Origin of the sequence: Acetobacter oryzoeni (assembly GCF_004014775.2) — a bacterium.
In the GTDB taxonomy this organism is placed as follows: Bacteria; Pseudomonadota; Alphaproteobacteria; order Acetobacterales; family Acetobacteraceae; genus Acetobacter; species Acetobacter oryzoeni.
Genome location: NZ_CP042808.1, coordinates 1,069,872 through 1,091,092, shown reverse-complemented (window position 1 = coordinate 1,091,092; position 21,221 = coordinate 1,069,872). Strand labels below are relative to the sequence as shown.

Sequence of the window (21,221 nt, the reverse complement as noted above, 5' to 3'; positions counted from 1 at the left end):
TTCTTACGCACAAAGTTAAGCAGGAAGTGTCAGAAACTCAAAGCAGGTTGGGCTTCCAATAGGAGTAAAATCCCACGTAAAGCCAATCTTGCCTGTGGTTTTATCTACCCGGAAAGATGTGATGGAATCACTCCGCTGATTGGCTACGAACAGATAGCTACCAGATGGATCAAATTTGAGCGCACGCCCGTAATCGGCATGAGTCCAGATTTCGTCCACCAGTGTCAGGCCACCATCTTTGGCCACCTGAAACACCGCAAGGGAATCGCCCAAACGGTTGGAGACATAAAGAAAATGCTCATCGGGTGAGAACAGAATGCCCGCAGCCAACGTGCTGCCCCGGAAATGAGCCGTCAGGCTGCTTACAGCCTGTTGCGGGGCGATATCCCCTGTTTTGGCATCAAAGTTCGCTACCACCACCTTGGAATCCTGCTCGCACAGAATGTACAGGCGCAAGCCATCGGCAGAAAACTGGAAATGCCGCGGGGCTGAACCAGCTGTCATGGTAGTAAACGGCTTTTTGGCCGGGAACAGACGCCCCGTATCCAAATTGATGCCATATACATACATTCTGTCCAGACCAGCATCTGCCACCGCCACAAAGCGGCCAGAAGGATCTGTGTGGATCATATGCGGGTGAGAGCCTGAATGATCGCTTATGGCAAAATTGCCCGGCGGATTATCCGAAGCCCTATCAGGCATGCGTGGGCCAGTATTATGGACCAGGGTTGTCATTGCCCCTAAGGAACCATCTTTCTGCACACGCAGCAGCGCAAAGTTGCCCCCCGTATAGTTGGCAACCATAACGTATTTGCCAGAGGGATGGACGCTCAGATGCGCCGGATCTGCCCCACCGGAAGAAACGGTATTCAGCTTTGTTAACGCACCCGTACCATGATCTACCGAAAACGCCGTGACAGCTCCGGTATTTTTTCCTTCAAAATCATTGATTTCGTTAACGGCGTAAAGGAAACGCTTATCTGGAGAAAACGCAATGAACGACGGGCTGGCAACATCTGTAAATGTATTCAGATGGTTGAGAGAGCCTGTTTTACGGTCCATTTCAAAAACCGTAATGCCATCTCCATTGCCGCCCGGTGGGCCGTGCTGCGTATAACCGCCTACATAACATAAAATACGCTCTGGCTGCGGTGGCGTTGTGGCATCCTGCTTATCAGGCGCAGGCGTATTATCGTCTGCCCGTGCATAGGCGCTTCCTAAAAAACCACACGCCAGACTACCCAGCCCGAAAGCACGACGCGAAAACGAGCCGCTCATAATCCTGTTTTTCTCCTTGGTTCGCGTATGCTCAGGGCATCTTGCAGACTGGCCCCATAGGCGGGCCGGAATAACGTGTCCATGTCTGGGTTTCACCAAAAATGGGCAGGCCCAGATAGCCGCGCAGCTTTAGAACACCAGATTGGGGAGACCAGATGCGCGCGTCATACTTATGGCCGCTATCGGGGTCCAGAATATTCCCCTCCCACTTGTTCTTTTCATCTTTCAAGGGGCGAAAATCCGTTAGCATCAATAGGTTGCACTCGGTTTTTCCGTCATGCCCCTTGGGCACATCCGTACCATCGTAACGCAGCCCAATTAGCCGGCCACAAACGGTTTCCCCGCATTTTTCAATTTTAAAAACGCCGTCATGATCTTGGCTCAGCCAATAGCCCATCAGGCTATCTTCGCCACCCATGGCAGCAGAATCCGCCTTGGCAGGCTGAGAAAGTGCAGGAAGCAGCGCCGCAGATATGCCTAATACAGACGAAAGAAAAAAAGCCTTAATTCCAGTTTGAACGCCGCGCGTCATGAAGTTTTTCATGCTCTCTTTCTCCTTCGCCCAGCCCTGTTTCCAACATACACTTTTTTACATAACTGGCTGGCCTGCCCTGTTAATTTGGGCACCGTAAGCACTGCCTGCCACCCCTGGCACTGTTCCGACAACCCCGAAAAATCAGCTGTCGGTCTTGCGTACCCACGGAAGCGGCAGCACATCAACCCCTTCATCTTCCAGCATTTCGCGCTCTGATGCCGTCATATCCCCATAGATGCCGCGCTCTGGCGCTTCTCCATGATGAATACGCAGGGCCTCATCCGCAAAATTGGAACCTACGTTTTCGCAGTTTTCTTCCACCACGGCTCTGATCTGGCGCAAAGCGTTCATCAGATTATCTGGCGTTACAGGTTCTGGCTGTTGCGTTGCGGCAGGCGCTGCCGGTTGTTGCTGAGGCGTTGCTTCAGACTGCGAAGTTTCCACTTTTTTCGGGCGCGAGCGCCCCTTTACAATAGCGGGCGCCATAAGGGCCTGTTCCACTTTGGACGAGCCACAGATGGCGCAGCTCAGCAGATTTTCCTGCTTTAGGCGTGCAAAAGCGGCGCTATCTCGGTACCAGCCTTCAAACGTATGTCCGTTTGCGCAACAGAGCTGATAACAGATCATCCGCTTTTACCTCCCGCCTTCAGTTTTCGCCCAAGCCCAAAGCGGCATCCAGCTTGCCTTGCCGCTCTAGTGACATCAGATCATCACATCCACCCAAGCACTTATCCCCTACAAAAACCTGAGGCACTGTTGTGCTGCCACCAGAACGGCGGATGGCATCTTCGCGTTCCTGCGTACCGCGGGGTGCGTTAATTTCCTTAAACGGCACCTTTTTGCTTTCCAGCAGCGCAACTGCTCGCACGCAAAAAGGGCATCCACGTTGTGTGTAAATTTCGATTTCAGGCATAAGCGTATTCCTTGTGCATGTTTGAAAGCCCGGTTCTGACACCGAGCATCTATTCTGGCAGGTTTATATCAACTTCTGGCCGCGCAGGCACCAGCCCCGCAACCAAAAGGCTAACATGACATACCCCCGCTTGCTTTAACGCCTGTACGCAGGCCGTAGCAGTGGCACCCGTTGTGAGCATATCATCCACCAATACCACAGAACGCCCCTGCAATTTTTGCTGCCATTTGGGCCTGAATGTAATGGCGCTTTGCATTTCCTGCTGCCGTTCCTTGCGAGAAAATCCAGCTAATTTTGTTGTTGCGCGCGTACGCATAAGGGCATCTGGCGCGACCTGTAAATGCTTTATGCGCACCACTTCAGCCGCCAACAACGCCGCCTGATTATAACGGCGCCTCAGCAAGCGCCACCTATGCACTGGCACAGGAATTAACAACACATCTGGGGGCAGAATATCCTGCCCAATCTGTGCCATACGTTGCGCCAGAAACCGGGCATTTTCTGTTCTATCTGCATATTTAAGCTGTAAAATCAGGTCTCTGGCAGCTGTTGTATAAACAAAAGCTGCCCGGGCCTGTTGCCATGCGGGATGGTGTTGCTCACACGCTGCGCACAAACCCGTATGCCCCAAACTTTCCTGCGAGGGCTGAGGCGTTGCACAGGCATTGCAAAATGGACGGCTGATAGGCTGTAAGCGACCAAAGCAGGATGCGCAGGTAAGCCCATGTTGGGCCACATCTGCCCCACACAACACGCAACTTGGCGGATACAAAATATCCATCAAAGCGGTGCCCAGCTTGCGTATCTTCACCTGCATTTCTGGGGTTCACGCAAAATTTCCCGGCCTCTGTGCTTGGCAAACCACAGGGAAGCACGCACATGTTGCAAAATGGATGTGCCCGTAATTTTTGATCGCAAAGCTGTAAGACTGCACCGTGAGCGTGCTGCCAGCACCCAGCGCACTACTGCCCCTATACTGGAAGCCGCAGCGGATATTTTGTTAGATCGGCTGGATGATGTCATGCGTTCATTTTCTAGCGCGCTGGATATTGGTGGGCGGGGCATTATCTGCCAAGGGCTGAAAAATAGAAATATTCCAACCATTGCGTGTGACCTTTCTGAAGCACAGGCTCGTTGTGCCTCAACCCCAAGCATATGTGCAGATGAAGAGCGCCTGCCCTTTGCCCACGGCAGTTTTGACCTGGTGGTTGCCAGCCTTTCCCTGCATTGGGTGAATGATCTTCCGGGCCTGTTCCACCAAATTCGCTCTATCCTGCGTCCTGATGGGCTTTTTTTGGCCAGCATTCCCATTTTGCCCACGCTGCGACCATTGCGACAGGCCTTGGAAATGGCCGAACTGGCTTTAAGCGATGGTGTTTCCCCCCGCGTATCACCACTACCCACACAGCAAAGCTGCGTTTCCCTGCTTCAGCGTGCCGGGTTTGCGCTGCCTGTGGTCGATACGGAAACATTGGAGCTACGTTACCGCTCCTTACGGGCATTGATGACAGATTTACGCGCGGCGGGAGAAACGAACGCTCTCGCCTTACGCTCTCGTGCCACACCTCCTCGCCTGCTGTTTCCAGCGGCGGCGCATGAACTGGAGGATGAAAAGGCAGGAAGTTTCTGCATGCCATTACATATGGCAATACTTGCTGCGTGGTCTCCCTCTGGCAATCAGCCGCAACCGCTTACACCGGGGCAATTTACGCACTCGCTACACGATGTGCTGCAACAGCAGCCACGCCCTTTAACCAAACAATAAGCGAATGGTTTTTAACCGCCCGTAACGCTCATATGCCGCTGTGGGCCGGAGACATCGGCTTCTGATGCGCCCAGCAGAAAATCATGCCCTTTGGGTTTGCGGTCAATGGCATCCTGAATAGCTCTTTCCAATGCGGCATCATCTGCGCCAGCCCGTATCAGACTGCGTAAATCGGCCCCATCTTCCTGCCCCAAGCAGGTATAAAGCCGCCCCGTGCAAGACAACCGCACCCGGTTACACGTTGCGCAGAAATTATGGCTCATAGGGGTAATCAGCCCCAGCCTTCTGCCGGTTTCTCCTACGCGCAAATATCGGGCTGGGCCACCAGTAACATCTGGAATGGGCGTAAGTGTCCAGCGTTTGGATAAATCAGCCTTTACATCCAGCAATGGCAGATAGCGGGATGTGCGATCTTCCCCCGTATCTCCCATTGGCATGGTTTCAATCAGGCACAAATCTGCGCCTATTTCTCCGCACCATGCCAGTAGCGTATCAAATTCATCATCATTCACACCGGCCATGGCAACGGTGTTGATACGCAGTGCTAACCCGACATCCCGCGCGGCACGTATGCCTTCCAGCGTGGCAGCCAGCTTACCCCTACGCGTTATTTTGGCAAAGCGTGCCTCATCCAGCGTATCCAGGCTGACATTCACACGGCGCACACCGGCATCAAACAAGGTTTGCGCATACTGGGCCAAATGGCTGCCATTGGTTGTGAGAGTGAGTTCTTCCAGCTGGCCGCGATTATCGGAATGTTTGAGCCATGAGCCCAGTTCCTGAAAAAACGGGCCGATATCACGGCGCACCAAAGGCTCTCCGCCTGTTATACGCAGGCGGCGCACACCGTGCTGCACAAACACACGGCATAGGCGCAGCAGTTCATCATAATCCAGAACATCTGAGCGCGGCAGAAAGGTCATGCGTTCGGCCATGCAGTATGTGCACCGCATGTCGCACCGGTCTGTTACCGATACACGCAGGTAAGAAATCCGCCGCCCGGCAGGGTCCGTTAAAGAGGACAACATTGGTTCTCTATATCAGAAACCAGCCCCACATAAAACGACAGTTTGAAGGTTGGTAACGGAAAAACACATTGCTTGTGATAGCAAAGCGGACAGCCCCGAAGAGCCGTCCACTTTACCTATGAGCCCAACCTAAAAACTTAGTGGCCAGAGCTGTTACCTGAAAAATCAGGCCGCGACAGACCAGAAAGTTCAAGCTGCTTCGCCAAAGCTTCCTTCAAGCGTTCCAGACACGCTTCTGTCGGACCTTCTGCACGCGCAACCAGGACGGCCTGCGTGTTAGAAGCCCGCAGCAGCCACCAGCCATCTGGCGTATTCACACGCACACCATCAATTTCGGAAACATCAGCACCTGCCTTACGCAGACGTGCGGCAACTTCCTCAATAACCTTGAACTTGCGGCGGTCATCACACTCAAAACGTAATTCCGGGGTGGATACGGTTTTGGGCAATGCTTCACGAAAAGCAGAAAGCGGTGCATCCATCCGGGCAACAATATCCAGCACGCGCACACCGGCGTACAGGGCATCATCAAAGCCGTACCATTTATCTGCAAAGAAGATATGGCCCGACATTTCACCTGCCAAAGGTGAACCCGTTTCCGCCATTTTGGATTTGATAAGCGAATGGCCCGTACGCCACATCAATGGCTTGCCACCGGCTTTTGCTACTTCATCAAACAGCACCTGACTGGCCTTGGCATCCGCAATGATGGTGGCCCCGGAATGGGATTTTAACACATCGCGCGCCAGCAGAATAAGAAGCTGATCACCCCACAGAATGCCGCCTGTATTATCCACCACGCCAATGCGGTCTGCATCACCATCAAATGCAATACCCAAATCAGCCTGATGCTCACGCACAGAGGCGATAAGCTGTTCCAGATTTTTGGCAACCGTTGGGTCTGGATGATGCACGGGAAAAGTGCCGTCAATTTTGGCGTTCAGCACAATGTGCTCGCCCGGCAGCTTTTTTACCAACATTTCCAGAACTTCACCGGCGGAACTGTTGCCGTTGTCCCAGACAACTTTCAGCTTGCGCTGTCCGCCAACGTAATCCCTTACAAGGCGTGCTACATAGTCTTCACGAATATCCACATCGCGCACGGTGCCTTTTTCTTCTGGCACCACATCGCCCTTGGCAGATAAATCCCCCAGCTCCCGAATCTGGGCACCGAAGAAAGGCTTGCCAGCCAAGGTGATTTTAAAGCCGTTGTGATCTGGCGGGTTATGGCTGCCTGTCACCATAACGGCGCCATCAGCCTTAAGAATAACAGATCCATAATATAGCAACGGTGTGGGGCCACGCCCCACACGCATTACATTTAGCCCGCACGCTACGGCACCTTGCACCAATGCCTTCTCCAATGCAGGAGAAGACAGGCGGCCATCATAGCCCACAACCAGCGTTTTACCGCCATTGCGGCGCACAAGGCTGCCAAAGGTGCGGCCAATGGCAAACGCATCATCGGTTGAAAGGGTTTTACCAACAATGCCACGAATATCGTATTCGCGCAGGCTGGTAGATTCAAACCTATGCGCAAAAGACATCAGATTTTATCTGTGTATTTTTTCAGAAATTCCTTCACGCCATCAGCAAGATCAGGCCGTTCCAGAGCAAAGGCTACCTGTGCTTCAAGGAAGCCAAGCTTGTTGCCGCAATCATAGCGGGTGCCTTCATAACGCAGACCGTGGAAAGGCACCTGACCAATGGTTTTTGCCATGGCATCTGTAAGCTGCACTTCACCACCTGCACCTTTTTCCAGCTTGGAAAGATACGGCATAACTTCTGGTGTCAGCACATAACGGCCAATGATGGACAGGTTGGAAGGCGCATCTTCCGGCTTTGGCTTTTCAACCAGACCCTTCACTTCAACAAGGCGGCCATCATCCTTGCCTGTATCCAGAATACCGTAACGGTTTGTCTGTTCACGCGGCACTTCTGTCACCGCCACAACGCTGCCGCCTGTTTCATTATAGGCATCGGCCAGCTGCTTCAGGCAACCCTTGCCGGGTGCGGCTTGCACAATATCATCGGGCAGCAGGATAGCGAACGGATCATCCCCAATAAAGGAGCGCGCGCACCAGATGGCGTGCCCAAGGCCCAGCGGTTCCTGCTGACGCACAGCAATAAGAGAACCTGCTTCAATAGAACTGGGTTCCAGTGCTTTTAGGCAATCAATCTTATTGCGTTCTCTCAGCGTGTCTTCCAGCTCATAAGCAATATCAAAGTAATCAATAAGGGAGTCCTTACCGCGGCCTGTAATCAGGCAGAACTCTTCAATCCCGGCTTCACGCGCTTCATCAATCGCATACTGAATCAGCGGCCTGTCAACAACAGGCAGCATTTCTTTTGGCATGGCCTTGGTTGCGGGCAGAAAGCGCGTTCCCAATCCCGCAACAGGCAGGACTGCTTTACGTAAAGGCTTGGGTTTGGACACGAATACAACACCTTAAAAAACGGGTTAAACCTCAACCATCAGAACCACCTTGTCCGCAGAGAGCACCCTGCCCACAACACGGCTCATCAAGAATGCAACAAAACCCGCCCAACGCGCAAAAACGCGTGTGCGTGTTTTAGGCCACACTCTACATGGCTTTTATTTTACACATCTAAAACCATGCGCCTATTCTAAAAACCGGAAAAGAGAGGCGTGAATATGACAATTCATGCACAAAAATGCAGAATTATACTCTGGCAGAACAGATATGCGCCCAACAGGCAGAAGCTTCTGCTGCTGTTTACTGCTCTGATTTTATTTTGTTTTTGAAGAAATATGGTGCGGCCGAGAAGACTCGAACTTCCACGGGGTATTCCCCCACAAGCACCTCAAGCTTGCGCGTCTACCATTCCGCCACGGCCGCACGTGACAATCGGTACCAGAAGAGCGATACCGTTGGTGAACAGCCCTATAGCCGAAGCAGGAACGTGCGGCAATGACAAAAGAACAAATTTTATGGGAAATCAGCAAAAAACTGGTTCCATACCCTCAAGCACTCAGTCGCATGGAAAGCATGGCCCGCAGCATTCGTGCAGATGAAGCTACAGAACGGGTGTGGTTACTGGAGCATCCACCCCTTTATACTTCAGGCACATCCGCCAAGGCAGAAGATCTTTTTAACCCTGCACATTACCCCACCTATCACGCAGGCCGCGGTGGGCAGTGGACATATCATGGACCGGGACAAAGAACCGCTTACGTGATGCTAGATCTGCAACGCGCCCACGGCCCCGTACCGGGAAGAGACCTGCGGGCTTATGTGCACGCTTTAGAATCGTGGGTGATTGGTGCTTTGGCCCATTTTGGCATTCATGGTGAAGTGCGCGAAGGCCGTGTGGGAGTATGGGTAACAGACCCCAAAACCGGGAAAGAGGAAAAAATTGCCGCCATTGGGGTGCGTGTTTCCCGCTGGGTGAGCTGGCACGGTGTTGCCATCAACCTAGACCCCAACATGGCGGATTTTGAAGGCATTGTACCCTGCGGAATTAGGGAATACGGCGTTACCAGCTTTCGCAAGCTGGGGCTTTCCACCACCATGCAGGAACTGGATCAGGCACTGGCCCAATCCTGGGCCAACACATTTGGCAGCGTGCCTTCTCCTTTACAGGAAGTGGCCGTTACACAGGGTCCAGACTGATGGAGATAACGTGCCTGCGTTCATCCACAATCTGGATGGAAGAAAGCGCAAGCCTGTTTGCCACGTCATGAAAAACCAGCGTGACCAACCCCTGTGATGGATTATCCGTGCGTGTGAGCGAAAGCTGCAACACGCCGGGTTGCTTTTGCACGTTGGTAACAGTAACGGCGCCAGACAGCACAACAGGATTATCCAACAGCAAACCCAGCGGGTTATGCGCCAGACCAATACGGGTTTGGGAACCCTGCTGGGCATCTGTAAAGACGGCATGATGGCCAGAAGCCCGAAGCTCCATTTCATGCGGTGCCGTATAGTGCATGTACAATGATCCGGGCTTGTAGGTAATTAACCCACCGCCCCGGCTGCCATTAGGCCATGTTTGAAGAAACGGTGCGTTCTCCAAATCCACAGTGCGGAAATAATTTTCCACACGGGCAACATCGGCATTTTTTGCGCCGGATGTGCCCTGCATGGTCTGCCCCGCGCAAGCAGCCAACGCCAATGGTGCCAGCACGGCAAATGCACGACGGTTTAATTTCAGGCCTTTGCGCATTATGCCACCTTCTCGGCTTCCTGCGGTGTGCGCAGGGTAAGAGCCAACGCATGCAAACCACTGGAAAATTCAGGGGCCAGTGCCTCATGCACCATGCGGGAGCGGTTCACACGGTTCACACCTTCAAAAGCTGCGGAAACCATGAGCACCCGAAAATGCGTTTCCGTGGCACCGGCTTCTGGCCCACGCACCATGGCTTTATGGTGGGCGTGGCGGTGGCTTTCATCTTCAATTTCCAACACAATGGGGTTGAATGTTTTTTCAAGAACATTACGAACCCGCTGCATACGCACACCTTCTGCCTTGGAAAGAGCCGAAGAATCTGAAAGACTGGTCATATCCCTGTTTACCCCTTGCTACAGATGCTTTTGCACCGCACATAACGCTAAATGATTAAACGTAGGAACACCCGCCCCCGCGCGTTCGATCCTGATCCTGACGCGCCAGCACGTTGCTGTGACATGCCTAGCTGTCAGGAGCCGGCCGGTTACCGTGCGCCCCGCTCACGCGATGCACTGAACCAGTATTACTGGTTCTGCCTCAACCATGTTCGGGAATATAATGCGCGTTGGGATTATTACAAAGGCATGAGCCCCGGCCAGATTGAAGCGCACCTACGCGCAGATATCGGGTGGGACAGGCCTACATGGGCCTTTGGCCAAAGTGCCAAAGGTGCAAAACGCGCCACACCGAATGAAGAGGATATTCTGGACCCGCTGGATATTCTGGGCCAGAACCGCCGCTCCCGCGCAGAGCGCGCACGTGCGCAAGCTTATCAGGAACGTGTATCGGCTCCTGCCGCGTTGCGGGAACCTTTGGCCATTCTGGGGCTTTCTTGGCCTGTAAGTATGGAAGAGGCCAAAAGCCGTTACCGGGCACTGGCGCGCAAGCACCACCCGGACACCAATAACGGAGACCGGAATGCCGAAGAGCGGCTTAAAAAAATCAATGTTGCCTTCACGATTGTGAAGACCCATCTTTTAACCGAAAGCCTCGAAAAAGCGCTGTGATGATGTATGCTGCATTCAAGGCATCATATATTTCCGGTAGCTTTGCCTTTTTTCTTTCCTGTCAGACAAAGAGCGCAGACATATAGCCATGACGGATATTTCCAGCCAGTCCAACGCTTCCGAACTCCCATCCATTTCAGCCATTTCCGTACCAGATATGGAAGTCAGCGTGCGCGATGTGTTCGGCCTTGATTCTGACATGAAGGTGCCTGCCTTTTCCATCCGCACAGAACATGTGCCTGAAGTGGACAAGGCTTATCTGTTCGACCACGACACCACGCTGGCCATTCTGGCAGGCTTTGCCTTCAACCGCCGCGTGATGGTGCAGGGTTTCCATGGCACCGGCAAATCCTCCCACATTGAACAAATTGCCGCGCGCCTGAACTGGCCGTGCATCCGCATCAATCTGGATAGCCACATTTCCCGTATTGATCTGATTGGCAAGGACGCCATTGTGGTGAAGGACGGCCAGCAGATTACCGAATTTCAGGAAGGCCTGCTGCCGTGGTGCCTGCAACGCCCCTGCGCACTGGTGTTTGATGAATACGATGCAGGCCGTGCAGATGTGATGTTTGTGATCCAGCGCGTGCTGGAAGTGGAAGGCAAGCTCACCCTTCTGGACCAGAACCGTGTGATCTCCCCCAACCCGTTCTTCCGCCTGTTTGCCACGGCCAACACCGTTGGGCTGGGTGATACAACCGGGCTGTATCACGGCACGCAGCAGATCAACCAGGCCCAGATGGACCGGTGGAATATCGTAACCTCCCTGAACTATCTGCCGCATCAGCAGGAAGTGGGCATTGTGTGCGCACGCCTTGACATTGCGGAAGATGACAAGGCCGAGCGCGATAAAATTGATAACATGGTGGCGTTGGCGGCCCTTACCCGCTCCGGCTTTATGGCGGGAGATCTTTCTACCGTTATGTCACCCCGCGGGGTTATTGCCTGGGCAGAGAATGACCGTATCTTTAAGGATGTGGCCTTTGCCTTCCGCGTAACCTTCCTGAACAAGTGTGATGAAGCCGAACGCAGCATGGTGGCGGAGTATTATCAGCGCTGCTTCAACACCAGCCCGCTGCCCGGCCGCACTGCCTGAATCGGATTTTTTCATGGCTGAGCGCACCAAAGGTCCATCCTCCCCCAACACACCGCCTTTCTCTCGGGAACAGGCGGAAAAACGGGTGGACACTTTCAAGCAGGCCACATCTGCCGCTTTACGCGCCATTGGCGGGCAGAAAGAGGCAGATGTTTCCTTCCACAGCGGCAACATGCCTCTGGCTCCGATCAGCCTTGGGGAAAAAGTCCGGTTACAATCTCCTTCTCTCAATTTAAGTGAGGAGGAAATGCAGCGTATCCGTGGTGCGGCAGATGCGCAGGCCCTGCGCCTGAAGCACCATGACTTTGCCCTGCACGCCGCCCGCCAACCTGCTGAAACGCAGGCGCGCGATGTGTATGACGCACTGGAACAAGCCAGAATTGAATCTGTAGGCGCACGCCACATGAAAGGCGTGGCCGCCAACCTGCGCCACCGGCTTGAGCAAGATATCCGGGCATCCGGGCTGGACCGGATGAAAGATGCCTCTCAGCTTTCCCCCGTTGTGGGGCTGGAACTGCTGGCGCGTGAGAAACTGACAGGCCAGCCAGTGCCAGAACCGGCTCAGGCCATTCTGGAAAAATGGAAGCAGACCCTCTCCCCAGAAGCCCTGAGTGCGCTGGATGAAATGGCCAAGCACCAGACGGATCAAGCCGCATATGCGCGTGCCAGCCGTCAGCTTATGGCTGCCTGTGCCCTGACAGAAGATGATACGGCATCCGAAGATATGGATGCCGATAATGAGTCTTCCGAAGCAGCAGATTCGCAGGACGATTCAAACCCACCGCCCCCGGATCAGGAAGAAAACACATCTCCCCAGCAGGATGAGCAGGAAGAGGAAATCTCTCAACCTCAACTCATGGCTGGCAGCAGCGAATCTTCTACTGAATTTGCAGAAGAAGAACACGATGCCAGCATGGGCGAAGGCACGGGGGAAGCCTCAGGCCCGGGCAGCCGGCCGGAAAATGAATCTGGCCTGACAGCCAAAGGCTACCATCCCTATACCACCCGGTTTGATGAAGAAATTCGCGCAGAAGAACTGTGTGACCCTGAAGAACTCTCCCGCCTGCGGCATCAGCTTGATCTGCAATTGGCCACCTTGCACGGAGTTGTGTCTCGGCTTGCCAACCGGCTCCAGCGCCGTTTGATGGCGCAGCAGACACGTTCTTGGTCTTTCGATCTGGAAGAAGGTATTCTGGATGCGGGCCGCCTATCCCGCATTGTGGTCAACCCCATGCTTTCCCTTTCCTATAAGCAGGAGAAGGATACGGAATTCCGCGATACGGTTGTCACCCTGCTCATTGATAATTCTGGCTCCATGCGGGGGCGGCCCATTTCTGTTGCGGCATCCTGCGGAGATATTCTGGCCCGTACGCTGGAGCGCTGCGGCGTAAAGGTGGAAATTCTGGGCTTTACCACCCGCGCATGGAAAGGCGGCCAAAGCCGGGAACTCTGGCTGCAAAACGGCAAGCCGCCAGAACCGGGCCGCCTGAATGATTTGCGCCACATTGTTTACAAATCAGCCGATATGCCGTGGCGGCGTGCCCGCACCAATCTGGGCCTGATGCTGCGTGAAGGCCTGCTGAAAGAAAACATAGATGGTGAAGCCCTGCTATGGGCATGGAACCGTATCAGAAACCGGCAGGAAGCCCGTAAGATTCTGATGGTGATTTCAGACGGTGCCCCGGTGGATGACAGCACGCTTTCCGTCAACCCGGCCTCTTATCTGGAAGACCACCTGCGCGCTGTAATTGATATGATCGAAAACCGCAGCGCGGTGGAATTAACAGCCATTGGTATCGGGCATGACGTGACGCGCTATTACCAAAAGGCCGTTACCATTACAGATGCGGAGGAACTGGGGGGCACAATGCTCCAGTCCCTCTCCGCTCTGTTTGAAGAGAAACGCCGCCCGCGCAAACGCGCACGTTAAGGGCAAAAGTGCCGCCTGCTGACCTTGTATTTAAGCCAGCGGGCGGCCCAAGCGGGCTTGAACCATATCAGCCAAGCCAGCCAGCATAATATCTGCATCTTCCTTGGTGGTGCGGTGGTTTACGATAGCCGCACGAATAGCCAACTTGCCGTGAATGCGCGTAGTGGACGGGGCCGCAATACCACTTTCCTGAAGGTCCTTCACCAGTTCCGCATTCAGCGTATCCAGATCACCCACATCAGGCATATCCACCCGAAAACACACAATATTCAGCGTTACGGGAGCCAGTAGCGTAAGGCCAGGCGTGGCAACCACGCGAGATGCCAGATATTGCGCCACCGCACAGGATTGCGCCACCACATTACCCAACCCTTCGGTGCCAAACCCCGCCAGCGTGAACCACACCTTAAGCGCCCGAAACCCGCGCGAAAGATCTGGCCCAAAATCACAAAACCACGGAGCATCCGCAGCCAATCCACGATCCTCGCGCGAGAGATAGGCTAAGGACTGCGCAAACGTTGCCGCCTGCCGTCCCTGTTCCCGCACCAGCACGCAGCCTGCATCGTAAGGCACTTGCGCCCATTTATGAAAATCAAAGGCAAGGCTATCGGCCCGCTCCAGCCCCTTGAGCAATGGGGCGTAATCTGGTGCCAACTGCACCAACGCGCCAAAAGCCCCATCAACATGGAACCAGAGCTTTTCAGCCTTTGCGTAATCTGCCAGTTCATCCAGCGGGTCTACGCTGCCAGTATCCACGGTGCCTGCTGTGCCAACAACCAGAAAAGGCTCGTATCCATCCGCCCTGTCCTGCGCCACCATGCGGCGCAGCGCCTGCATATCCATACGGAAGGCAGCATCCACCGGCACGCGGCGCAGGGCCTTCATGCCCAGCCCGGCCATATCAAATGCACGGGCCACACAACCATGCGCCGTTTGTGCTGCGTATCCTACCAGTTTGCAGCCTGCCACGCCTTGCTCACGCAAAGCCGTGCCATCGGGCACTGCGCGGCTGGCTGTCAGAATAGCAATAAAATTGGCCATGGAAGAACCGGTAACCAGCACACCGCTTGCTGTATCTGGAAAACCGAACATTTCCGCCGCCCAGCGGATAACCATGCGCTCTACTTCAACCGGAGCATGGTTACGGCCACCCAGATTGGCGTTTAAGCCAGCGGCCAGCATTTCTGCCAGCATGCCCTGTGCCGTGCCACCACCATGTACCCACCCCATAAAGCGCGGGTGCCGATTGCCCACAGCATAAGGTGCCACTGCCTGAGAAAACTGGTCATACAACCCATCAAGCGGTTGTGCGCCTTGGGGCAAAGGAGCCAGTTTGAAGCTCTGCCGCAGCGTGTCCGGCATAGGTTGCCATACCGGACCTTTTGCCACGTTTTTTATGGACTCAAGCATGTCATCCAACATGCGGTGGCCTAGCGTGCGCAATTCTTCCCAGTTTTCTGGATCTAACCCGGCCACTTCTGTTTTCTCCAATATCCGTATTCAGGATGCGTGTCGTATCTCTGGCGTTTGCTCATGCTGTTCTGCCTGCTGTGTCATGCGGGCAAAACGGCGGGCCAGAACGGCGCATACAAAAAGCTGGATCTGGTGATACATCATAAGTGGCAGAACAATCATCCCCACCGATGCGGGCGGGAACAGCACGTTGGCCATAGGCACGCCAGATGCCAGCGTTTTTTTGGAGCCACAGAACACCACGGCAATTTCATCTTTAAGGGGCAGGCCAAAGGCGCGGCCAGCAAAAATGGTAATGCCCAGCACCACAAACAGCAACACGGCATCTACCAGTGCAATCACACCCATTTCTGCCACGGGCAGCTTGTGCCACAGCCCTTGCATCACGGCATCACTAAACGCCGCATACACCACCACCAGCACAGAGCCTCGGTCTGAAAAAGAAAGCAGCTTTTTATTACGGTGCGCCCACGGGCCAAGCCAAGGCTGCAACACCTGCCCCAAAATAAAGGGCAGCAAAAGCTGATAAACAATATCCAGCGGGTTACCAGCCGCACCACCATGCTTGCTAAGAATAAGCCCCACCAACACTGGCGTAATAAAAATGCCCAAAACGTTAGAAGCCGTGGCCGCACATACCGCCGCAGGCACATTGCCCCCACCAATGGAGGTAAACGCAATGGAAGACTGCACGGTGGAAGGCAGGCAGCACAAAAACAGCACGCCCATCCAGATTTCTGGCTGCATCAGATTAGGCAGAAGCGCGTGGCCCAATAGCCCCAGCAGCGGGAACAACACAAAGGTGCAGCACAGAATAAGCAGGTGCAACTTCCATGCCACCAAGCCATCCACCACCGCCTTGCGCGAAAGCCTTGCTCCTTGCAAAAAAAACATCAGGGCAATCAGGCCAATGGAAAGCCACCTAAAAACCGGAACAGCCGCCCCATGACAGGGAAAGAACGTTGCCAGCAGCACAGCGCTGACCAGCCCCATTAAAAAGGGGTCCAATTTCAAAAACCGCACGCGCCTGACCTTTCGTTCTTCTTTCTGGTTGCCTGCATGTTTTACTTACGGCACCCTTTAACTGAAATGAAACAGTATACTTTCCTGTCCCTCTCCGTTCTCGGTGCTGTGAGCATTTATGCCACAGTTGCTGCGGCTCCGGCTTTTGCGGCCCCTCCTTCTGGCTGCGCGGTGGTTTCCCGCGCTTCTGGGCAGGAAACGGCGCAAGGTGTTACCTACCAGAATCTGGTGTTACGCACCCCAGATGGGGGCACTACCTTTAAGGCAGGCCACGTTACCCTGCATGGTTCTGGAGAAACGCCCGAAGCCACGCATGATCTGGCAGATGCGGCCTCTCTGCTGCTGATGTCCGCCATGACGGGGCATCACAATGCCGCGTGCACGGATTGGCTGAACACACAGGGCAAGCGCGTGCTGGCGGGCCTTCAGGCAGGCAAAAGCTATGATCTGACATGGCAGAACGCCACGCTCACGCATGGTGCCGCACAGGTAACTGTCAACACTGCGCGCTATCAGATGCAGGGTGGCAGTGCCACGGCCTCGGCATCATTGGGGATGGATGGGGTAAGTTTCCATAACGTTGCTAATCAGGATCTACTGCCCACAGCGGCTCATGCCACGTTCTCCCTCCCCGCGGCAGAAGTGCCCGCCCTTATGAGCGCCATTGGGGGCCGCAGCGCCAGTGCTCCGGCTGTGCATGCTACCATTTCCAGCTTTGATGCCACACAGGGTGATGCCTCCCTACACGGCAATGGCGTGGCAACTCTTACAGGCAATGTGAACAACACATCAGCCTCTGGTCATCTGGAAATTACCAATCTGGAAACCCTGATTGATAAAGCCCGTACTGCCAAGCAGATGAAGCTGGCCGCAGGCATGGTTGTGGCCCGTTTGGTAAGCCACAAACATGGTGAGCAGAATACGTGGGACACCAAATGGGAAAGCGGTGTGCTGACCGTAAATGGCTTCCCCATCCCGCTAAAATAAACAAAATGGCCGGAGGGATTGCTGTTAAGCCCCTCCGGCCATCTGGGCCTTGTCAGGCCATTTCCATCACTTTTTCGCACATACCGGCCAGATCCTTCAGCACGCGCCGGGCCAGATCTATGCGCTGCACGTTGGTGAGTTCGCGCACAACCGCCATTTTGTGGTCTGGCCGGAGGCGCACTGTGCCATCCTTCCATTTACCCATCCACTGCACCAACCCGGCCGGGTTGCGGAAGGTATTATTGCGGAATTGTAGCACCATGCCCTTGGGGCCAGCCTCAACACGCTCTACCCCGGCCTGACGGCACAGGCGTTTAAGCTCCACAATATCCAGAAGGTTCTTGACCTCCGGCGGCAGGGCGCCAAAGCGGTCTATCAGCTCGGCTTCCATGGCTTCCAGTTCCGCATCAGATGCCAGCGCACTGATACGGCGGTATAGCCCAAGCCTTACGGGCAGATCTGTCACATACTCATCCGGGATCAACACCGGCAGGCCCATAACAATGTTGGGCGTCCAGTCCCGATCCTCTGCGGCTCGGCGGTTCTTATCGGAGCGCAGGTCGGCCACGGCATCTTCCAGCATCTGCTGGTAAAGTTCGATCCCCACTTCGCGCACATGACCGGATTGCTGATCGCCCAGCAGATTACCCGCACCACGCAAATCCAGATCGTGCGAGGCCAGCGTAAAGCCAGCGCCCAGCGTATCCAGCGTTTGCATCACTTCCAGCCTCTTTTCTGCGGAAGCTGAAAGCACATGTGTTTGTGGCCATGTCAGATAAGCGTAGCCTCGCTGCTTGCCACGTCCCACGCGCCCGCGCAGCTGATAAAGCTGCCCAAGGCCGAACATATCTGCCCTATGGATAATAAGCGTATTCACCGCAGGCATATCCAGCCCGCTTTCCACAATATTGGTGGAGAGCAGAATATCGTATTTGCCGTCTGAAAACTCGGTCATCACCCGTTCCAGCTCGGTGGCGGAAAGGCGACCATGCGCCTGTATCAGCCGGGCATCGGGCACAATAGCAGTCAGCCGTTCAGCCAGCCTATCCAGATCCTCAATACGCGGGGCCACACAGAAAATCTGCCCACCACGGAAGCGTTCACGCTGGATGGCTTCCCTTATCACCACGCTATCAAACGGCATGATGAAGGTGCGCACTGCCAGCCTGTCTGTTGGTGGGGTGGCAATCAGGCTCATTTCACGCACGCCGGAAAGCGAAAGCTGGAGCGTACGCGGCAATGGTGTGGCGGAAAGTGTGAGCACATGCACATCTTCGCGCAGGGCTTTCAGCTTTTCCTTATGAGACACGCCAAAATGCTGTTCTTCATCAATAATCAGCAATTCGAGTGAGGCAAACTGAACCGTTTTGGCCAGCAGTGCGTGCGTGCCGATAACAATGTTTACGCTACCATCTGCAATGCCCTTGCGCACTGCTGTGGCTTCCTTACCCGTTACCATACGGGAAAGCTGCGCCACCTTGATGGGAAAGCCCTCAAACCGCGCGGCGAAGGTACGGTAATGCTGCCGGGCCAGAAGCGTAGTGGGCACCACAACAGCCACCTGCCCGCCTGACATGGCCGCCACAAAGGCCGCGCGTAAGGCTACCTCGGTTTTACCAAAGCCCACATCACCACATACCAGACGATCCATTGGCCGGCCGGAGGACATATCCTCCAGCACATCGGCAATGGCACGTGCCTGATCATCCGTTTCCACAAATGGGAAGCGGGCACAGAACTCATCCCACTGCCCCTCCGGCGGAACCAGTTCTGGCGCTTCCTTTAGGGCACGCATTGCTGCGGTTCTAATAAGCTCACCCGCCATATCGCGGATGCGCTTTTTCATTTGCGATTTACGGTTCTGCCATGCCGTGCCGCCCAGCTTATCCAGCGCAACCCCTGCCTGGTCTGACCCGAAGCGGCTCAACAGTTCGATATTTTCTACCGGCAGGTAAAGTTTCTGTCCGCCATCATACAGCAGGCGCAGGCAATCATGCGGGGCCACGCCTACGCTTACGGTTTCCAGCCCATCATAACGGCCAATCCCGTAATCCTGATGCACCACCAGATCACCAGCAGAAAGTTCGCTGGCTTCGGCAATCAGTTCATCTGCACGGCGGCGGCGGCGTGGTGGGCGGCCAATACGCTCACCCAGCAGATCCTGTTCGGAAACAAATGCCAGATCATCCGCTACAAAGCCGCGTTCCAGACCAAGGGTAAGCAAACCCACCGGGCCGGGCTTGGCTTTATGGGCCTGTTCCCACGTCTCATATGTCTGGGTGGGTACGCCGTGTTCACGCAGCAATGTGGCAATGCGCTCTCGCGAACCTTTGGTCCATGCCGCCACAAAGGCGCGGCGCTTTACCTGCGCCCATTCCTTTACCTGATCCCCCAATAGCGTAAACACCTGCTCACGCTGGGCACCGGGCACAATTTTGGAGAACATCTTACCGGGGCGGCCACCTACATCCACCCCTCCGGCACCATCGGGCTGCGCATAGGGGCTAAATGCTACCACAGGCACGCGGGACAGGCAGGCATCCCACCCTTTTTCATCCAGATAGAGCAGATGCGGAGGCAGCGGACGGTAGGGTATTTCCCCTTCCCGCACAGGCTGACGGCGGGCCTGATAGTGATCTTCTATCATTTCCAACCGGGATTTCAGCACATCTTCAGCCTGATGTTCCAGCGAAACAGCAACATCTGGCAGGTAATCAAACAACGTTTCCAAATGATCATGGAACAAGGGCAGCCAGTGTTCGATACCTGGATGCCTGCGCCCATCTGAAATATGCTCATAAAGCGGATCAGACGTGGCAGCAGGGCCGAAGGCATCACGCCAGCCGGTGCGGAAGCGTGAAATGCTTTCCTTGTCCAGAGAGAATTCAGAAACGGGGCAAAGTGTCAGCCCATCGCGCTTGGCCGTAGAGCGTTGGGAACCGGGATCAAACGCGCGGATGTTTTCAACCTCATCCCCAAACAGATCAAGCCGCAGGGGTTCACCTGCACCGGCGGGGTACAGATCAAAAATACCCCCGCGGGTTGCAAATTCCCCGGCTTCCATCACCGTATCCGTACGGGTGTAACCATTGGCAATCAGCAGCTCGATCAGAAAGCCCTGATCCAGACTTTCCCCCGTGCGGATGGAAAGTGATTGCCCCTCAAACGTTTTACGCGGGGCAACACGCTGCACCACAGCGTTAACCGTAGCCAGCACAAGCCGTGGGCGGCCTTTTGCGGGTTCCAGCAGACGCGTAAGGGTGGAAACACGCTCGGCCACAATGGCAGGGTTGGGAGAAACCCTGTCATACGGCAGGCAATCCCATGCGGGAAAGCGCAGTACATCCACATCAGGCGCCACAAAGGCCAGCATATCATTCAGGCGGGCCATGGCGGCATCATTGCGCGCAATATGCAGCACCGGGCCTTTATGATCCCGCGCACGACGCGCCAGCAAAAGGGCATCATACCCTTCTGGCACGCCCCATACGGTTGCTATCCGCTTTTGTGCGCCTGTCTGTGCTGTCATCCCGGTATCCGCCTGTTCTTAAATACGCAAACCCCGCAAGCTGCCAGCATACCTGTGCCGGAGCCTGAAGGGTTTTTATTAACCGCCGCGCCTGATACGGCTATCTTCCACCATACGGCGTAACATGGGGGTGGCTTTCTCTTCCGGCAATGGCAGGCGGCCAAACAGCCAGTCTGTCAGTTCCGGATCTGGCATTTCCAAAATGTTTTCCATGTCCGTCAGTTCTTCTGCCGTCATGGTATCTGCATTGGCTTCTACAAAGCCGCCAATCAGAATATCTGTTTCAAACGTGCCCCGATGGTTGGCACGGAACTTCAGCCGCCGCCTGCGGGCAGCCAGATTATCTTCCGCCACGCCAGATGCGCTGGAGGAAGATGAGGGAGAAGAAGCTGTAAAATTGTCTTGCATGGCGCTGGTATCCTATACCGTTGCTAAACCTGTCTGTCAGCCTGCCAAACAGAGGCTT

20 protein-coding genes and 1 tRNA gene are annotated in these 21,221 nt (G+C 54.8%); 6 read left to right on the top strand and 15 right to left on the bottom strand.

Features of this window, described 5'->3' with window-relative positions; genetic code table 11:
- Window positions 1–15: 15 nt before the first annotated feature.
- The 5 genes from EOV40_RS05180 to EOV40_RS05160 all read right to left on the bottom strand — a co-directional run bounded on the left by EOV40_RS05180 (window position 16) and on the right by EOV40_RS05160 (window position 3,543).
- Entirely contained in the window at window positions 16–1,278 is a 1,263-nt protein-coding gene (locus EOV40_RS05180; protein WP_128105221.1) for a lactonase family protein, read from the bottom strand.
- Between the two features lie 31 nt (window positions 1,279–1,309).
- Window positions 1,310–1,822 carry a DUF2147 domain-containing protein gene (locus EOV40_RS05175; RefSeq protein WP_050819686.1) on the bottom strand — a complete coding sequence of 171 codons (513 nt, stop codon included), beginning with the start codon at window positions 1,820–1,822 and terminating at the stop codon, window positions 1,310–1,312.
- A gap of 132 nt (window positions 1,823–1,954) precedes the next feature.
- Window positions 1,955–2,440 carry a DUF1178 family protein gene (locus EOV40_RS05170; RefSeq protein ID WP_128105220.1) on the bottom strand — a complete coding sequence of 162 codons (486 nt, stop codon included), beginning with the start codon at window positions 2,438–2,440 and terminating at the stop codon, window positions 1,955–1,957.
- A gap of 19 nt (window positions 2,441–2,459) precedes the next feature.
- On the bottom strand, window positions 2,460–2,726 hold the full coding sequence (gene grxC / locus EOV40_RS05165) for a glutaredoxin 3 (RefSeq protein WP_050819684.1): 267 nt from the start codon (window positions 2,724–2,726) through the stop codon (window positions 2,460–2,462).
- Window positions 2,727–2,775: 49 nt separating this feature from the next.
- Window positions 2,776–3,543 carry a ComF family protein gene (locus EOV40_RS05160; protein ID WP_128105219.1) on the bottom strand — a complete coding sequence of 256 codons (768 nt, stop codon included), beginning with the start codon at window positions 3,541–3,543 and terminating at the stop codon, window positions 2,776–2,778.
- A 72-nt stretch (window positions 3,544–3,615) separates the two neighbouring features.
- Here EOV40_RS05160 and EOV40_RS05155 point away from each other — a divergent pair, with 72 nt between their 5' ends.
- Window positions 3,616–4,491: a methyltransferase domain-containing protein gene (locus tag EOV40_RS05155; RefSeq protein ID WP_128105218.1), complete on the top strand. Its 876-nt coding sequence runs from the start codon at window positions 3,616–3,618 to the stop codon at window positions 4,489–4,491.
- 11 nt (window positions 4,492–4,502) lie between these two features.
- Here the strand turns inward: EOV40_RS05155 and moaA are convergent, their stop codons facing one another.
- The 4 genes from moaA to EOV40_RS05135 form a co-directional block, all read right to left on the bottom strand.
- Window positions 4,503–5,519 carry a GTP 3',8-cyclase MoaA gene (moaA, locus tag EOV40_RS05150; protein ID WP_128105217.1) on the bottom strand — a complete coding sequence of 339 codons (1,017 nt, stop codon included), beginning with the start codon at window positions 5,517–5,519 and terminating at the stop codon, window positions 4,503–4,505.
- Between the two features lie 137 nt (window positions 5,520–5,656).
- On the bottom strand, window positions 5,657–7,066 hold the full coding sequence (pgmG, locus tag EOV40_RS05145) for a phosphoglucomutase/phosphomannomutase PgmG (protein ID WP_128105216.1): 1,410 nt from the start codon (window positions 7,064–7,066) through the stop codon (window positions 5,657–5,659).
- The gene (gene galU / locus EOV40_RS05140; protein WP_003623457.1) at window positions 7,066–7,956 is read right to left on the bottom strand and encodes a UTP--glucose-1-phosphate uridylyltransferase GalU; all 891 of its coding nucleotides are present in this window, start codon (window positions 7,954–7,956) and stop codon (window positions 7,066–7,068) included. The genes pgmG and galU overlap by 1 nt, the downstream gene beginning before the upstream one ends.
- 337 nt (window positions 7,957–8,293) lie before the next feature.
- Window positions 8,294–8,380: transfer RNA gene (locus EOV40_RS05135), tRNA-Leu, on the bottom strand.
- 72 nt (window positions 8,381–8,452) lie between these two features.
- On the opposite strand from EOV40_RS05135, the gene lipB reads away from it, so the two are divergent.
- Complete coding sequence (gene lipB, locus EOV40_RS05130; RefSeq protein ID WP_050819678.1) at window positions 8,453–9,154, top strand: lipoyl(octanoyl) transferase LipB; 702 nt, start codon at window positions 8,453–8,455, stop codon at window positions 9,152–9,154.
- Here the strand turns inward: lipB and EOV40_RS05125 are convergent.
- Together EOV40_RS05125 and EOV40_RS05120 are read right to left on the bottom strand one after the other, a co-directional pair.
- Window positions 9,135–9,707, bottom strand: coding sequence for a LolA family protein (locus tag EOV40_RS05125; RefSeq protein WP_087651361.1), 573 nt, complete (start codon window positions 9,705–9,707; stop codon window positions 9,135–9,137). The genes lipB and EOV40_RS05125 overlap by 20 nt on opposite strands.
- On the bottom strand, window positions 9,707–10,045 hold the full coding sequence (locus EOV40_RS05120) for a BolA family protein (protein ID WP_128105215.1): 339 nt from the start codon (window positions 10,043–10,045) through the stop codon (window positions 9,707–9,709). Before EOV40_RS05120 ends, EOV40_RS05125 begins: the two co-directional genes overlap by 1 nt.
- A gap of 51 nt (window positions 10,046–10,096) precedes the next feature.
- Between EOV40_RS05120 and EOV40_RS05115 the strand changes: the two genes are divergently transcribed.
- The 3 genes from EOV40_RS05115 to cobT all read left to right on the top strand — a co-directional run bounded on the left by EOV40_RS05115 (window position 10,097) and on the right by cobT (window position 13,743).
- Window positions 10,097–10,717 (top strand): J domain-containing protein, encoded by a 621-nt coding sequence (locus EOV40_RS05115; RefSeq protein ID WP_080986783.1) that lies wholly within the window; start codon window positions 10,097–10,099, stop codon window positions 10,715–10,717.
- An 88-nt stretch (window positions 10,718–10,805) separates the two neighbouring features.
- Window positions 10,806–11,813: a cobaltochelatase subunit CobS gene (cobS, locus tag EOV40_RS05110; RefSeq protein ID WP_128105214.1), complete on the top strand. Its 1,008-nt coding sequence runs from the start codon at window positions 10,806–10,808 to the stop codon at window positions 11,811–11,813.
- A gap of 13 nt (window positions 11,814–11,826) precedes the next feature.
- Complete coding sequence (gene cobT, locus EOV40_RS05105; RefSeq protein WP_128105213.1) at window positions 11,827–13,743, top strand: cobaltochelatase subunit CobT; 1,917 nt, start codon at window positions 11,827–11,829, stop codon at window positions 13,741–13,743.
- 30 nt (window positions 13,744–13,773) lie between these two features.
- On the opposite strand, the gene EOV40_RS05100 is transcribed toward cobT, so the two are convergent.
- The gene (locus EOV40_RS05100) at window positions 13,774–15,219 is read right to left on the bottom strand and encodes a pyridoxal phosphate-dependent decarboxylase family protein (RefSeq protein WP_128106194.1); all 1,446 of its coding nucleotides are present in this window, start codon (window positions 15,217–15,219) and stop codon (window positions 13,774–13,776) included.
- A 24-nt stretch (window positions 15,220–15,243) separates the two neighbouring features.
- On the bottom strand, window positions 15,244–16,239 hold the full coding sequence (locus EOV40_RS05095) for a bile acid:sodium symporter family protein (protein WP_012812847.1): 996 nt from the start codon (window positions 16,237–16,239) through the stop codon (window positions 15,244–15,246).
- Between the two features lie 36 nt (window positions 16,240–16,275).
- Between EOV40_RS05095 and EOV40_RS05090 the strand changes: the two genes are divergently transcribed.
- Entirely contained in the window at window positions 16,276–17,226 is a 951-nt protein-coding gene (locus EOV40_RS05090; RefSeq protein ID WP_128105212.1) for a DUF945 family protein, read from the top strand.
- Window positions 17,227–17,278: 52 nt separating this feature from the next.
- On the opposite strand, the gene mfd is transcribed toward EOV40_RS05090, so the two are convergent.
- Both mfd and EOV40_RS05080 read right to left on the bottom strand, forming a co-directional pair.
- Window positions 17,279–20,755 (bottom strand): transcription-repair coupling factor, encoded by a 3,477-nt coding sequence (gene mfd, locus EOV40_RS05085; protein ID WP_128105211.1) that lies wholly within the window; start codon window positions 20,753–20,755, stop codon window positions 17,279–17,281.
- 78 nt (window positions 20,756–20,833) lie between these two features.
- Complete coding sequence (locus tag EOV40_RS05080) at window positions 20,834–21,163, bottom strand: FAD assembly factor SdhE (RefSeq protein ID WP_003623435.1); 330 nt, start codon at window positions 21,161–21,163, stop codon at window positions 20,834–20,836.
- Window positions 21,164–21,221: the final 58 nt, after the last annotated feature.